The sequence below is a fragment of the Variovorax sp. 05T418 genome (assembly GCF_056396385.1).
Map to the genome: position 1 here is coordinate 1 of NZ_JBFTLJ010000007.1, position 14,414 is coordinate 14,414.

Annotated in this window: 14 protein-coding genes; all 14 read left to right on the forward strand. The window is 68.0% G+C overall.

Going from position 1 to position 14,414, the window contains the following annotated elements:
• On the forward strand, positions 1–381 hold a 381-nt coding region (locus AC1DMS_RS15545), incomplete at its 5' end, for a nitrite reductase (NAD(P)H) small subunit (RefSeq protein WP_478181333.1).
• Positions 382–404: 23 nt separating this feature from the next.
• The gene (locus AC1DMS_RS15550; RefSeq protein WP_478181334.1) at positions 405–3,200 is read left to right on the forward strand and encodes a nitrate reductase; all 2,796 of its coding nucleotides are present in this window, start codon (positions 405–407) and stop codon (positions 3,198–3,200) included.
• A 47-nt stretch (positions 3,201–3,247) separates the two neighbouring features.
• Positions 3,248–4,153, forward strand: a complete 906-nt coding sequence (gene ybiB, locus AC1DMS_RS15555) for a DNA-binding protein YbiB (protein WP_478181335.1) — start codon at positions 3,248–3,250, stop codon at positions 4,151–4,153.
• Positions 4,150–4,956, forward strand: a complete 807-nt coding sequence (gene cobA, locus AC1DMS_RS15560; protein WP_478181336.1) for a uroporphyrinogen-III C-methyltransferase — start codon at positions 4,150–4,152, stop codon at positions 4,954–4,956. The genes ybiB and cobA overlap by 4 nt, the downstream gene beginning before the upstream one ends.
• A gap of 140 nt (positions 4,957–5,096) precedes the next feature.
• Positions 5,097–6,215: an ABC transporter ATP-binding protein gene (locus AC1DMS_RS15565; RefSeq protein ID WP_478181337.1), complete on the forward strand. Its 1,119-nt coding sequence runs from the start codon at positions 5,097–5,099 to the stop codon at positions 6,213–6,215.
• An 88-nt stretch (positions 6,216–6,303) separates the two neighbouring features.
• Positions 6,304–7,572, forward strand: a complete 1,269-nt coding sequence (locus AC1DMS_RS15570; RefSeq protein WP_012748630.1) for an ABC transporter substrate-binding protein — start codon at positions 6,304–6,306, stop codon at positions 7,570–7,572.
• A gap of 4 nt (positions 7,573–7,576) precedes the next feature.
• Positions 7,577–8,494: an ABC transporter permease gene (locus AC1DMS_RS15575; protein ID WP_478181338.1), complete on the forward strand. Its 918-nt coding sequence runs from the start codon at positions 7,577–7,579 to the stop codon at positions 8,492–8,494.
• Between the two features lie 353 nt (positions 8,495–8,847).
• On the forward strand, positions 8,848–9,738 hold the full coding sequence (locus AC1DMS_RS15580; protein WP_478181339.1) for an ABC transporter permease: 891 nt from the start codon (positions 8,848–8,850) through the stop codon (positions 9,736–9,738).
• Between the two features lie 111 nt (positions 9,739–9,849).
• Positions 9,850–10,980: a sterol desaturase family protein gene (locus AC1DMS_RS15585; protein WP_012748633.1), complete on the forward strand. Its 1,131-nt coding sequence runs from the start codon at positions 9,850–9,852 to the stop codon at positions 10,978–10,980.
• The gene (locus AC1DMS_RS15590; protein ID WP_418145686.1) at positions 10,980–11,768 is read left to right on the forward strand and encodes a YaeF family permuted papain-like enzyme; all 789 of its coding nucleotides are present in this window, start codon (positions 10,980–10,982) and stop codon (positions 11,766–11,768) included. Before AC1DMS_RS15585 ends, AC1DMS_RS15590 begins: the two co-directional genes overlap by 1 nt.
• Before the next feature lie 5 nt (positions 11,769–11,773).
• A complete protein-coding gene (locus AC1DMS_RS15595; RefSeq protein WP_478181340.1) occupies positions 11,774–13,006 on the forward strand; it encodes a BaiN/RdsA family NAD(P)/FAD-dependent oxidoreductase in 1,233 nt (410 codons plus the stop codon).
• Between the two features lie 150 nt (positions 13,007–13,156).
• A complete protein-coding gene (rpsU, locus tag AC1DMS_RS15600; RefSeq protein WP_007833691.1) occupies positions 13,157–13,369 on the forward strand; it encodes a 30S ribosomal protein S21 in 213 nt (70 codons plus the stop codon).
• A gap of 107 nt (positions 13,370–13,476) precedes the next feature.
• Positions 13,477–13,929: a GatB/YqeY domain-containing protein gene (locus tag AC1DMS_RS15605; protein ID WP_018906356.1), complete on the forward strand. Its 453-nt coding sequence runs from the start codon at positions 13,477–13,479 to the stop codon at positions 13,927–13,929.
• Positions 13,929–14,402, forward strand: coding sequence for an NUDIX domain-containing protein (locus AC1DMS_RS15610; protein ID WP_278880448.1), 474 nt, complete (start codon positions 13,929–13,931; stop codon positions 14,400–14,402). The genes AC1DMS_RS15605 and AC1DMS_RS15610 overlap by 1 nt, the downstream gene beginning before the upstream one ends.
• The last annotated feature ends 12 nt before the right edge of the window (positions 14,403–14,414 follow it).

A 14,414-nucleotide genomic window follows, 5' to 3' on the forward strand; every position in this document is an offset into this window, starting at 1 on the left:
CTGGGGGCGCGCCGCGTGGCACGGCCGGTGGGCGTGGACGTGGCGGTGTTCCGCAATGCCGAGGACCAGGTGTTCGCGCTGCTGGACCGCTGTCCGCACAAGGGCGGGCCCTTGAGCCAGGGCATCGTGTTCGGCACCAGCGTGGCGTGCCCGCTGCACAACTGGGCCATCGGGCTGGAGGATGGGTGTGCCAAGTCGCCCGATGTGGGGTGCACGCCGAGGTTTGCGGTGAAGCTTGAAGATGGCCAGGTCATGATGAACATGGTCGAACTGAAGACGCATGCCCTCGACCTGGCACCGCCGCGCGCCGGCCCCGGCGCCGCCACGGCCGGCAAGCTGGGCGACGAGACCTTCGACGTGCAGGCGCCGCACGGCAGCTAGACGCGAAACAGAGGCATCGATCCATGGCTGAGACTCGCTCCACCTGCCCCTATTGCGGCGTCGGCTGCGGCGTCGTCATCGAATCCGATGGCGCCCAGATCACCGGCGTGCGCGGCGACCCTGATCACCCCGCGAATTTCGGGCGCCTGTGCACCAAGGGCTCGACGCTGCATCTCACGGCGACGGCCACGGTCACGCGGCAGACGCGGCTGCTGCAGCCGATGCGGCGCGCCGAGCGCGGCGCCACGCCCGAAGCCATCGGCTGGAACGGCGCGCTCGACATGGCAACGGACAAGTTCGCCCAGGTCATTCGCGACCACGGCCCCGATGCCGTGGGCTTCTATGTCTCGGGCCAGTTGCTCACCGAGGACTACTACGTCTTCAACAAGCTCGCCAAGGGCCTCGTCGGCACCAACAACATCGACACCAACTCGCGCCTGTGCATGAGCAGCGCGGTGGCCGGCTACAAGCAGACGCTGGGCGCCGATGCGCCGCCCGCCTGCTACGACGACCTCAAGCACGCGCAATGCCTTTTCATCGTGGGCAGCAATGCCGCGTGGGCGCATCCGATCCTGTTTCGCCGCATCGAGGATGCGAAGGCCGCGAACCCGGGGCTCAAGATCATCGTGGCCGATCCGCGCCGCACCGACACGGTCGAGATCGCCGACCTGTTCCTGCCGATCCAGCCCGGCACCGACGTCATGCTGTTCAACGGCATGCTGCACCTGATGCTGTGGGAAGGCTGGACCGACAACGGCTACATCGCGGGCCACACCAGCGGCTTCGATGCATTGAAGACCACGGTGCGCGAATGCACGCCCGACAAGGTGGCGCAGATCTGCGGCATCTCGAAAGAAGACCTGCTCGCCGCGGCGCGCCTGTTCGCGACCTCGCCGGCCACGCTGAGCCTCTATTGCCAGGGCCTCAACCAGTCGTCGAGCGGCACCGCCAAGAACGCGGCGCTGATCAACCTGCACCTGGCGACCGGCCAGATCGGCAAGCCCGGCGCCGGCCCGTTCTCGCTCACGGGCCAGCCCAATGCGATGGGCGGGCGCGAAGTGGGCGGCCTGGCCAACCTCTTGAGCGCGCACCGCGACCTGGCCAATCCCGCGCACCGGGCCGAAGTGGCGGCGCTGTGGAATGTGCCCTCGGTGCCCGAAAAACCCGGCAAGACCGCGGTCGAGATGTTCCAGGCCGCGGCCGACGGCGAGATCCGCGCGCTGTGGATCGCCTGCACCAACCCTGCCCAGTCGATGCCCGACCAGGCCACGGTGCGCCGCGCCCTCGAGCGCGCCGAGTTCGTGGTGGTGCAGGAAGCCTTTTCGACCACCGCCACCTGCGCCTTCGCCGACCTGCTGCTGCCCGCCACCACCTGGGGCGAGAAGGAAGGCACCGTGACCAACAGCGAGCGCCGCATCTCGCGCGTGCGGTCCGCGGTGGCGGCGCCCGGCGAGGCGCGCCATGACTGGTCGATTGCCGTGGACTTCGCACGGCGGCTCGAACAGCGGCTCGGCGCCATGCCCACGCTGTTTCCGTACGAGACCGCCGAGTCGGTCTGGAACGAGCACCGCGAATCGACCCGTGGCCGCGACCTCGACATCACCGGAATGAGCTACGCGATGCTCGACAGCGCGGGACCGCAGCAATGGCCGCTGAAGGAAGGCGAGGCCACCGGCCGCGCACGCCTCTACGAAGACGGCGTCTTCCCCACGCCGGACGGCCGCGCGCGCTTTGTCGACACGGTCTACAAACCGGTGGCCGAGGCGCGCGAGGCGCGCTATCCGTTCTCGCTCAACACGGGGCGCCTGCGCGACCAGTGGCACGGCATGAGCCGCACCGGCACCGTCGGCCGCCTCTTCGGCCATGTGGCCGAGCCGCTGGTGCAAATGAATGCGCAGGACATGGCGCGCCGCCAGCTGAAGGACGGCGACCTCGTGCACCTGACCTCCAAGCGCGGCTCGATCCTGATGCCTGTGCAGGCCAGCGCCGAGATCGGCCTGAGCCAGGCCTTCGTCGCCATGCACTGGGGCGAGGAATACCTGAGCGGCTGCTCGTCGACCGGCACGCCGCTCGCGGGCATCAATGCGCTGACCACCTCGGCCTACTGCCCCACCTCGAAGCAGCCCGAACTCAAGCACACGCCGGTCAAGATCCTCAAGGCCGAGCTGCCCTGGTCGCTCCTGGCCATGGCCTGGCTGCCGCCCGACGCCGCGCTGGCCGCGCACCAGGCGCTCAAGCCGATGATGGCGATGTTTCCGTTTGCCACCTGCGTGCCGTTCTCGGGCAACACGCCGGGCGAGGAACGCAGCGGCATCCTGTTCCGCGCCGCCGCGCACGATGCACCGGCCGACGAAACCATCGACCGCATCGAAGGCCTGCTCGGCCTGCGCGGCAGCGATGCCCTGCGCTACGCCGACCGCCGGCGCGGCCAGCGCCGCGTGGCGCGGCTGGTGCGGCGCGCCGACGGCAATGCCGGCCTCGAAGCCTTCCTGCTGGGCGGCGACACCAGCGCCGAAGCCTGGATCGGCACCCTGCTGCGCGAGGAGATTCCGGCGCAGAGCTACGGCCGGCTGCTGCTGTCGCCGGGCGCGCGCGCGCCGGTGGCGGTGCAGTCGCGCGGACATCCGGTCTGCACCTGCTTCAACGTGACCGACTTGGCGATCCAGGCCGAACTGGGCCGCTGCACCGGCACGCCCGACGAGCGCCTGGCCGCGCTGCAGGGTGCGCTGAAATGCGGCACCAACTGCGGCTCCTGCCTGCCCGAGCTCAAGCGCATGGTGCGCGCAACGCCCGCCGAGACCGTGGCCGAGGGTGCATAAGCCGACTTGCATTCCGGCATAAGCATTGCGGGACAATCGGCGCACCCATGGGAATCAGCCAATACATCAAGGAAATCGGCCGCGGCGCGCGAGGCGCCAAGCCGCTCACGCGCGAACAGGCCACGGACCTGTTCGGCCAGGTGCTGGACGGCACCGTCACCGACCTGGAGATCGGCGGCTTCTGCCTTGCCATGCGCATCAAGGGCGAAACGCCAGAGGAGATGGCGGGCTTCCTCGATGCCACGCATGCCAGGCTCAACCGCCTGCCCGCGGCCGACCGCCCGCTCATCGTGCTGCCGAGCTACAACGGCGCGCGCCGGCTGCCGGTGCTCACGCCGTTGCTGGCGCTGCTGCTGGCGCGCGAAGGCCTGCCGGTGCTGGTGCACGGCAGCGCCACCGAAACCTCGCGCGTGCTGGCGTCGAACGTGCTGGAGGCGCTGGACGTGCCCGCGCTGCCGGCCATCCGCAAGATTCCTTCGGGCGAGGTGGGCTTTGCGCCGACCGAACTGCTCAATCCCGCGCTCAAGCGGCTGCTCGACGTGCGCCGCGTGGTCGGCCTGCGCAACCCTGGCCACAGCGTGGTCAAGCTGATGCAGCCGACCACCGGTCCCTGCGTGATCGTGGCAAGCTACACGCATCCGGAATACGCGCGCACCATGGGCGAAACCTTCGAGCTCATGGGCATGACCGCCCTGCTCTCGCGCGGCCTCGAGGGCGAAGTGGTGTCCGACCCGCGCCGCACCGCGCAGATCGACGGCTTCGTGCGCGGCGTGCGCAGCGAACTGCAGGCCCAGGAAAGCGGCACGGCCAGCGAGGTACCGGGCCTGCCGAAGGAGATCGACGTCGCGACCACGGCCGCGTACACGCGGCGTGTGCTGAATGGCGAGCTTCCCGTGCCGGAGGCCATCGCAACGCAGGTGAGGCACATCACGCAACTGGCATCCCACGCATGAACAAAGCCACTTCTTCATCCACCGCCGGCAGCTGCACGCTGGTGGGCGCCGGCCCCGGCGACCCCGAACTGCTGACCCTCAAGGCCGTCAAGGCGATCCAGGCCGCCACGGTGCTGCTGGTGGACGACCTCGTGAGCGACAGCATCCTGGCCTCGTATGCGCGGCCCGATGCGCGCCTCGTGCACGTGGGCAAGCGCGGCGGCTGCAAGAGCACGCCGCAGGCCTTCATCGAGCGGCTCATGATCACCGCGGTGCGCGAAGGCGAGACCGTGGTCCGGCTCAAGGGCGGCGACCCCTTCATCTTCGGCCGCGGCGGCGAAGAGGTCGAGCACCTGCGCGAAGCCGGCATCGAATGCACGGTGGTCAACGGCATCACGGCCGGCCTCGCGGCCGCCACCTCGCTGGGCGTGCCGCTCACGCACCGCGACCATGCGCAGGGCGTGGTGTTCGTCACCGGCCATGCCAAGACCGGCGCCGGCGCGGCCGAAGACCCGACCGACTGGCGCGCGCTGGCCGCCACCGCGCACAGCGCGCGGCTCACGCTCGTGATCTACATGGGCGTGGCGGGCGCCGGCCACATCGAACGCGAACTGCTGCACGGCCTGCCCGGCGACACGCCCGTGGCCGTGGTGCAGCACGCGAGCCTGCCGCACCAGCGCCACGTGGCGACCACGCTCGGCAAGCTGCAGGCCGGCATTGCCGAAGCCGGCATCGCGAGCCCCGCGGTGATCGTGGTGGGCGACGTGCTGCGCGGACTGGCCGCGGCGGCGCTGCCGGCCGACGCGAACCGCTTCGGCACCTAGGCTTCCGGGGTTCCGCGGCGAAGGCCCGGCGGGCATCGCACGCGCAGTGCCTCGGGGCCGCAAGCCACCGACGTGGCATGGAGCGTGCTTAACGCCAGCATGCTCGCCTTCCGATCATTTTTCGCCCCCCGGGCCCCTCGATGAGCGCCGCCGCCATCGCGCCCCCGCCCGCCGCCGTCGAGGTCGTCGCGCTCAGCAAGCGCTATGCCGCGGGCACGCCCGCCGCCGTCGACCAGATCGACCTGCGCATCGCGAGCGGCAGCTACTGCTGCCTGCTGGGCCCCTCGGGCTGCGGCAAGAGCACCACGCTGCGCATGATCGCGGGCCACGAGTCGGTCACGAGCGGCGACATCCTGCTGGACAACCGCAACATCACCAACCTGCCCGCGGCCGCGCGCGGCACCGCGATGATGTTCCAGAGCTTCGCGCTGTTCCCGCATCTTTCGGCGCTGGACAACGTGGCCTTCAGCCTCAAGATGAAGGGCGTCGGCAAGGCCGAGCGCCAGAAGCGCGCACGCGAACTGCTCGAGCGCGTGGCAATGGGCCACCTGGCCGAGCGCAAGCCCGGCGAACTCTCCGGCGGCCAGCAGCAGCGCGTGGCGCTCGCGCGCGCGCTCATCACCGAGCCGCGCGTGCTGCTGCTCGACGAACCGCTGTCGGCGCTCGATCCGTTCCTGCGTATCCAGATGCGCGCCGAACTGCGCCGCTGGCAGAAGGAACTGGGGCTGACCTTCGTGCACGTCACGCACTCGCAGGAAGAAGCGATGGCGCTGGCCGACACCATGGTGGTCATGAACCATGGCGTGATCGAGCAGGTCGGTTCGCCGCACCAGGTCTACAACCATCCGGCGAGCGAATTCGTGGCGCGCTTCATGGGCGGCCACAACGTGTTCGACACGCCCACCGGCCCGGTCGCCGTGCGCAACGACCACATGCGGATCGCCCGCGGCGATGCAGCCGGCGGCCTGGCCGCCACGGTCACCGACGTCGAATACCAGGGCACCTACGTGCTGCTCGGCCTCGCGCTGCAGGACGCCGCGCCCGGCCGCGGCAGCGTCTCGGTGCTGCTGGGCGAAGCCGCCTTTCTTGCCAGCCCCCATGCGCCCGGCGATGCGGTGCGCCTGTCCTGGGCCGAAGCCGATGCGCGCGTGCTCGGCCCCGGCGCCAAGCCGCCCGCCGAACGCGTGCCGGTGCCGGCCGCGAGCGGCAGCCGGCCCGCACGCGACGACCTGGCCGCGCTCGCGAGCATGCCGCTGTGAGCGCGCGGCCGTTCTTGCATTGCCTGCATTTCCGTCCGCTTTTTTTTACGTTCCCTCCCCTGCTTTTTTCTTCCACGGAGACTCTTCCATGACCGACCCCATCGACTCGTCCGCCGGCCTCCAGCGTCGCACCCTGCTGCAAGGCACCGCCGGCATCCTGGCCACGGGCATTGCGCCCTTCGTGCATGCGCAGGAAAAGATCGTGCTGCGCTACCTGGGCACGGCGGTGAACCAGGACAAGGCCATTGCCGAGAAGTTCAAGGCCGACACCGGCATCGAGATCCAGTACGTGGCCGTGACCACCGACGACGTGACCAAGCGCGCCGTCACCGCGCCCAACAGCTTCGACCTGATCGACACCGAGTTCTTCTCGCTCAAGAAGATCGTGCCCACCGGCAACTTGAAGGGCATCGACACCAAGCGCGTGAAGAACGCCGGCAAGATCACCTCGCTCTTCACCAAGGGCGAAGTGGGCGGCAAGAAGGTCGGCGACCAGGGCACGGCGCCCATCAAGGTGATCTATCTCGAAGGCGAGAAGAGCAAGGCCTTTGCCAAGTCGCCCACCCAGTTCATGTCGCTGATCCCGACCACCTACAACGCCGACACGCTGGGCATCCGCCCCGACCTGATCAAGCGCCCCATCGGCTCCTGGGCCGAACTGCTCAATCCGGAATTCAAGGGCAAGGCCGCGATCCTGAACATTCCGTCGATCGGCATCATGGACGCCGCGATGGTGGTGGAGGCCAAGGGCATCCACAAGTACGCCGACAAGGGCAACATGACCAAGGCCGAGATCGACCTCACGATCAAGACCCTGATCGAAGCCAAGAAGGCCGGCCAGTTCCGCGCGCTGTGGAAGGACTTCAACGAGTCGGTGAACCTGATGGCCTCGGGCGAGGTGGTGATCCAGTCGATGTGGTCGCCCGCGGTCACGGCCGTGCGCGGCAAGGGCATCGACTGCACGTTCCAGCCGCTCAAGGAAGGCTATCGCGCCTGGGCCTCGGGCTTCGGGCTGCCGGCCACGCTCTCGGGCAAGAAGCTCGACGGCGCCTATGAGTTCATCAACTGGTTCCTCGACGGCTGGGCCGGTGCCTACCTCAACCGCCAGGGCTACTACAGCGCCGTGCTCGACACAGCCAAGACCAAGATGGAAGCCTACGAGTGGGCCTACTGGATGGAAGGCAAGCCCGCGGCGCAGGACATCAAGAGCCCGCAGGGCGACGTGATCGCCAAGGCCGGCGCGGTGCGCGACGGCGGCAGCTACGAGCAGCGCATGGGCGGCATCGCCTGCTGGAATGCCGTCATGGACGAGAACGAGTACATGGTCAGAAAGTGGAACGAGTTCGTCGCAGCCTGAACCCGTGAGCGCCCCCACCGCCAGCGCGCATGCGCCCAGCCCGTCCGTCCACGCCGTCAAGGCATGGTGGCAGGCGGCGCCGTTCGCGCTGGTGTTCCTGCTGTTCTTCCTGGTTCCGCTGGCGCTGGTCGCGATGGTGAGCCTGTGGAACTTCAACGAGTACGAGCTGATCCCGGCGGTGACGCTGCGCAACTACCTGAGCCTGTTCGAGGGCTGCTCGCAGCTCACCGACAACGGCGACCTGTGCGTCACGCTCAACACCTACCTGAGCACCTTCAAGTTCTGCCTGCTGGTGTGGGGCATCACGCTGCTGGTCGGTTTTTCGGTGGCCTACTTTCTCGCGTTCCACGTGCGATCGCCGGGCATGCAGACGGCGCTGTTCGTGCTGTGCACCGTGCCGTTCTGGACCTCCAACGTGATCCGCATGATCTCGTGGGTACCGCTCCTGGGCCGCAACGGGCTGGTCAACCAGATGCTGACCGGGCTCGGCCTCGTCGACCATCCGGTCGAGTGGCTGCTGTTCTCCAATTTCTCGGTGGTGCTCGCCTTCGTGCACCTCTACACGATGTTCATGATCGTGCCGATCTTCAACAGCATGATGCGCATCGACCGCTCGCTGCTCGAAGCCGCGAGCGATGCGGGCGCCTCGGGCTGGCAGACGCTCTGGAACGTGGTGGTGCCGCTGTCGCGCACCGGCATCCTGATCGGCTCGATCTTCGTCATCACGATCGTGATGGGCGACTTCGTCACCATCGGCGTGATGGGCGGGCAGCAGATCGCATCGATCGGCAAGATCATCCAGGTGCAGACCTCGTACCTGCAGTTTCCGCTGGCCGCGGCCAACGCGGTGATCCTGCTGGCGGTGGTGCTGATGATCATCTGGGGGCTGACGCGGCTGGTCGATATTCGCAAGGAGCTTTAGGGTGAACTTGGGCTCTTTTGTTCGATTCGGGCTTCGTTGTTCAGGGCGCGCTCCCGCCGACGGGGTACCTTGCTCCGCGAATGTCCCCCGCGCTTCGCGCTCCTCCTTTATTTCGCTGCGCAAGGCACCCCATCGACGGGAGCGTTGGACAGAGCACTCGTTGATCAGCGGAACACCCAGAGCGCGCCCCTGTGCACAGAGCATCGGGTGCTCCCCGCAGCGAAATAAAGGAGGAGGCCGCAGGCCGGGGGACATTCGCGGAGGGGAGTACCCGGTGATCTGTGCACGCGCCCTGAACAACAGCGCCCCGAACAACAGCGCCCCGAACAACAGCCCCTGAAAGAAAAACACAAATGAGCCAACGCATAGGAGAACAAAGAAGCCCAGGCTTCTGGCCCTTAGCGATCGTGTTCGCCCTCTTCGTGCTGTTCCTCTACGGCCCGATGATCACGATCTTCATCCTGAGTTTCCAGGGCCCCGAAGGCGGCCTGACCTTCCCCTTGCGCGGCGTCTCGCTGCACTGGTTCCACAAGCTGGCCGAGGGCCTGGGCACCGTCGACATCGGCGCGGCCTTCCGGCGCTCGCTGGCGCTGGGCGCCGTGGTCATGGGCTTCACCGTGGTGCTGTCGGTGCTCGCCGGGCTCGCGTTCCGCAAGAAGCTCAAGGGCAGCAACGCCCTCTTCTTCGTGACCGTGGCGAGCCTCATCATGCCGTCGATCATCATCTCGCTCGGCATCGGCCTGCAGTTCCGGCTGCTCGACACCGGCATCAAGAGCCTGCTCGCGGCAATGGACGCCACCGCCCTGCTCGAAGGCTACGGCACCGCGCTCGGCCTCTTCAGCTCCGCGCTCGGCGCCCACCTGACCTGGACCCTGCCCTTCGGCCTGCTCATCATGTTCGCGGTGTTCAACCGCTTCAACCCGGCCTACGAGGAAGCCGCGCGCGACCTCGGCGCCACGCCGTGGCAGGCCTTCCGCTTCGTGGTGCTGCCGCTGATCGGGCCGTCAATCGTGGGCATCGGCATGTTCGGATTCACGCTGTCGTGGGACGAGATCGCCCGCACCTCGCAAGCCATCGGCGACGTCAACACGCTGCCGCTCGAGCTGCAGGGCCTGACCTCGACCGTCACGACGCCTTCCATCTATGCGCTGGGCACCGTGACCACCGTCGTTTCGCTGCTGGTGATGGCCGTGGCGCTGGGCACGGCCGCGCTGCTGCGCCGGCGCGCGGTCCGGCCGCGCTGATACCGGAGACCGGCGGCCGCGTCTAGACCTTTTGGTCGACGTGAGCGTTTTCCTACAGCCGCCTAAAATCGCGCTCCAACAAAAGCGCAAGCAAAAGAGAGAGAGGCGGGCATGCTGGACATCGACAAACTCAACGAATTCACACAGAACCATGGCGAGCTGCAGCGCGGCCGCGGCCTCGTCACCGGAACCATCGCCCTGAGCCTGGGCATCCTGTGCTTCCTTGGCGTGCTGGCCTTCCATTTTCCGCAGTACCTCACGACGCCCGAGCTGCGCAAGAGCTACAACGTCGACGTGATGCGCTTCATCCTGCTGGCGGCCATGGTGGTCTCGGGCGGGCTGGCGCTGGTGAACATCATCTTCAACCGCTCGCGCTGGCTGTCCTCGGCCGCCTTCCTGCTGGTGGCTGCGGCCGCGCTGCTGGGCGGGCACAAGGTGCCGGTGAACGACTTTGCCGACAACACGCCCTACATCGGCCTGGACTGGTTCATCCTGGACCTGCTGGGCTCCTCGCTGATCTTCATCTTCATCGAGAAGCTGTTCGCGCTGCGCAAGGACCAGCCGGTGTTCCGCGCCGAATGGCAGACCGACTTCCACCATTTCGTGGTCAACCACATGATCGTGGGCTTCGTGCTGCTGGCCACCAACCTGATGGTGCACAAGTTCTTCGGCTGGGCCGCCAACGACGGCGTGCGCGGCTGGGTGGGCAACCTGCCGTTCTGGGCCGGGCTGCTGCTGATCGTCCTGGTGGCCGACCTGGTGCAGTACTGGACCCACCGCGCCTACCACGAGGTGCCGGTGCTGTGGCGCCTGCACGCGGTGCACCACAGCGTGAAGAGCATGGACTGGATGGCCGGCTCGCGCCAGCACATCCTCGAGCTGCTGATCACGCGCACGCTGGTGCTGGCGCCGATCTACGTGCTGGGCTTCTCCAAGGAAGTGATCGACGCGTACATCGTGGTGGTGGGCTTCCAGGCGGTGTTCAACCACTGCAACGTGAGCGTGCGGCTCGGGCCGCTGCGCTACATCATCGTCACGCCCAACTTCCACCACTGGCACCACAGCCAGGACGTGGAGGCGCTCGACAAGAACTATTCGGCGCACTACGCCTTTCTCGACTATCTCTTCGGCACAGCGGTGAAGAGCACCAAGCTCTGGCCCGAGAAGTACGGCGTGCTCGGCGACTACGTGCCCAACGGCTTCTTCAAGCAGCTGAAGTTTCCTTTCGTCTGGAAGGGATGATGGCGCGGCGCCATCTCCGCGCGGCGGCGCTTGCCGCTTGCGCATCGCTGCTGCTGCTGTCGGCCTGCGCCACCCGCGTCGACCTGCCGTCCAAGGATGCGGGGCTGCGCCTGCGCGTGCAGAGCTCGGTCATCGCGCCCGGCAACGGCGGCGAGCTCATTGCCGCCGATGCGCTGCAGCCCGGCGACATCCTGCTGACCTCCATCGCCACGGTCAATTCCTTCGGCATCCGGCTGGGCACCTTCTCGCCCGTGAGCCACGCCGTGCTCTACCTGGGCGACGGCCTGGTCGCCGAGGCGGTCGGCAGCGGCGTGCGCGCGCGGCCGCTGGCCGACGTGGTGGACGAGGAGCAGATGGTCGTGGCCTTCCGCGTGCCCGGGCTCGATGACTCGGGGGCCCGGAAACTGCGCGCCTGGGCCAACTCGCAGGTGGGCATCCGCTACAACACCACCGGCGTGCTGCTGAATGCGCCCTTCGTGCTGAACCGGCGCCTGTGCGAGCTGCCGCTCATTCCCTCCGCCGTGAGCCACTACTGCATCAGCGGCATGGCCATGGTGCAGCTGGGCGCGAGCCGCGACGACCAGTTCTTCTGCTCGCAGTTCGTGCTCGAGGCCTACCGCCAGGCCGGCCTGCCGATCACCGACGCCGACCCGCGCTGGGTCAGCCCGGCCGACCTGCTGCACATGCGCGAGGGCGACGTGCCCTCGATTGCCGCCACGCAGCCGCTGCGCTACGTGGGCCACCTCAAGTACAACGCGCCGCCGCTGCTGGCGGCCGATGGACCCTGACCGGCTTGAGCGCTCCTTCTCATTTCGACGTGGTGGTGGTCGGCGCGGGCGCGGCCGGGCTGTTCTGCGCGGGCCTGGCCGGCCAGCGCGGGCTCAAGGTGCTGCTGGTCGACCACAGCGAAAAGATCGCGGAAAAAATCCGCATCTCGGGCGGCGGCCGCGCCAACTTCACCAACCGCGACCTCGACGTGCGCGCGCCGCAGCGCCACTTCATCGGCGACAACCCGAATTTCTGCCGCTCGGCGCTGTCGCGCTATGCGCCGCAGCAGTTCATCGACCTGGTGCACAAGCACGGCATTGCGTATCACGAAAAGCACAAGGGCCAGCTGTTCTGCGACGGCTCCTCGCAGCAGATCATCGACATGCTGCTGGCGGAGTGCGAGGCCGGCGGCGTCACGCGCTGGCAGCCCTGCAAGCTCGGAAAGATCGCGTTCTCGGCCGCCGGCGGCGGCACATCGGGCGCAGGCAGCTACCGGATCGATAGCACCCGGGGTCCCATCGAAACGCCCAGGCTGGTGGTCGCCACCGGCGGCCTGTCGATTCCGCAGATCGGCGCCAGCGACTTCGGCTACCGCCTGGCCGAGCAGTTCGGCCTGCGCGTCGTCACGCCGCGCCCGGCGCTGGTGCCGCTCACCTTCGGCGGCGAGGCCTGGGCGCCGTATGCCGAACTGGCCGGGCTGGCGCTGCCGGTGCGCATCGAGACCGGCGCCAAGAAGGAAAAGATGGCCTTCCTCGAGGACCTGCTGTTCACCCACCGCGGCCTGTCGGGCCCGGCCGTACTGCAGATTTCGAGCTACTGGAAGCCCGGCAGCCCGCTCACGCTCGACTTCGCGCCCGGCGTGGACGTGGCCGAGGCCCTGGCCGAAGCCAAGCTGCGCTCGAAGAAACGCATCGCCAACGAGCTGGCCGCGCTGGTGCCCTCCCGGCTGGCGGATGCCTGGATCGGGCAGGATCCGGCCCTGCAGCGGCCTGTCAACGAGGCCGCCGACAAGGCGCTGGCCGCCCTGGCGGAGCGCATTGCCCGCTGGCAGATCACCCCCAGCGGCACCGAGGGCTACAAGAAGGCCGAAGTCACGGCCGGCGGCGTCGACACCCGCGAGCTGTCCTCCCAGACCATGGAATCGAAGCAGCCGGGCCTGTATTTCATCGGCGAAGTGGTCGATGTGACGGGCTGGCTGGGCGGATACAACTTCCAGTGGGCCTGGGCCAGCGCGCACGCCTGCGCCACCTCCTTCTGAAAAGGCCGCGAGGCGCGCGAGGCCTCGCGGAGTGCTATACTCGCGGGCTAACTTCTGGCCTTCCCTCAACGGCCGCAAAAATTTTCAGTTGAGGAACCCCGGCTTGGGGCCTCGATCTCCCCAGGCCAAATTCAGTTCAACGATTCATCAATGACCACCATCCGCGTTAAAGAAAACGAGCCTTTCGACGTCGCCCTGCGCCGCTTCAAGCGCACCATCGAAAAGCTCGGCCTGCTGACCGACCTGCGTGCCCGCGAGTTCTACGAAAAGCCGACCGCCGAGCGCAAGCGCAAGAAGGCAGCCGCCGTCAAGCGCCACTACAAGCGCGTGCGCAGCATGCAGCTGCCCAAGAAGCTGTACTAAGCAACACCCGGGCCCGGCCGCCGACGAAAGTCGCCGCCAGCCCCGTTGCCCCAGCCGCGCCAGGGAAACCTGCCGCGGCTTTTGTTTTTTCCGAAAGGTTGTGCCGAATGACACTCAAAGAACAGATCACCGAAGACATGAAGACCGCCATGCGCGCCAAGGACTCGGAGCGCCTGGGCACCATCCGCCTGCTGCTGGCCGCGCTCAAGCAGAAGGAAGTCGACGAGCGCGTGGAGCTCGACGATGCCATGGTCGTTGCCATCGTCGACAAGATGGTCAAGCAGCGCAAGGACTCGATCGCCGCGTTCACCACCGGCGGCCGCGCCGACTTGGCCGACAAGGAATCGGCCGAGATCAAGGTGCTCGAGGTCTACCTGCCGCAGCGCATGGGCGCCGACGAGGTGGCCGCCGAAGTGAAGGCCATCGTGGCCGAACTGGGCGCCAAGGGCCCCGGCGACATGGGCAAGGTGATGGGCGCGGTCAAGACCCGCCTCGCAGGCAAGGCCGACATGGGCCAGGTGAGCGCCGCCGTCAAGGCCGCCCTCGCGAACAACGCCTGATGAACGACAGCAGCAGCGGCCGCACCAGCCCGATCCTGAAGGCCTGCGCCTGCCTGGTCGACGCCAGGGGCCGGCTGCTGGTGTTCCGCCACCCCGGCGACGGCAACATGCAGCTGCCCAAGGGCACCGTCGAGCCCGGCGAATCGCCCGAGGTGGCGGTGCGGCGCGAGCTGCTGGAGGAATCGGGCATCGACCACGTCGGCGAGCTGCAGCCGCTCGGCACCCTGCAGCGCGACTGCGAAGCCGGCATCGAAGGCAATACGCTGCGCCACCCCCAGCTGTGGCACCTGTTCCTGATGCGCGCCGATGGCCCGCTGCCCGAAACCTTCGACCACGTGGCCATGGGCAGCCCCGAGGAAGACGGCCTGGTGTTCTCGTTCAGCTGGCTCGCGGCCGGCGACGACACAGCCAGCTTCACCCTGCCCTACCGGCAGGCCATCGAGCGCGTGCGCGCGGCCCTGCTCGCAGCCTAGGGCTCGTCGCCA

Coding starts and splice junctions, on each gene's coding strand:
- cobA (WP_478181336.1), top strand. CDS start 4,150: ATGAACAAAGCCACTTCTTCATCCACCGCCGGCAGCTGCACGCTGGTG.
- AC1DMS_RS15565 (WP_478181337.1), top strand. CDS start 5,097: ATGAGCGCCGCCGCCATCGCGCCCCCGCCCGCCGCCGTCGAGGTCGTC.
- AC1DMS_RS15550 (WP_478181334.1), top strand. CDS start 405: ATGGCTGAGACTCGCTCCACCTGCCCCTATTGCGGCGTCGGCTGCGGC.
- AC1DMS_RS15570 (WP_012748630.1), top strand. CDS start 6,304: ATGACCGACCCCATCGACTCGTCCGCCGGCCTCCAGCGTCGCACCCTG.
- ybiB (WP_478181335.1), top strand. CDS start 3,248: ATGGGAATCAGCCAATACATCAAGGAAATCGGCCGCGGCGCGCGAGGC.
- AC1DMS_RS15605 (WP_018906356.1), top strand. CDS start 13,477: ATGACACTCAAAGAACAGATCACCGAAGACATGAAGACCGCCATGCGC.
- rpsU (WP_007833691.1), top strand. CDS start 13,157: ATGACCACCATCCGCGTTAAAGAAAACGAGCCTTTCGACGTCGCCCTG.
- AC1DMS_RS15585 (WP_012748633.1), top strand. CDS start 9,850: ATGCTGGACATCGACAAACTCAACGAATTCACACAGAACCATGGCGAG.
- AC1DMS_RS15610 (WP_278880448.1), top strand. CDS start 13,929: ATGAACGACAGCAGCAGCGGCCGCACCAGCCCGATCCTGAAGGCCTGC.
- AC1DMS_RS15580 (WP_478181339.1), top strand. CDS start 8,848: ATGAGCCAACGCATAGGAGAACAAAGAAGCCCAGGCTTCTGGCCCTTA.
- AC1DMS_RS15590 (WP_418145686.1), top strand. CDS start 10,980: ATGGCGCGGCGCCATCTCCGCGCGGCGGCGCTTGCCGCTTGCGCATCG.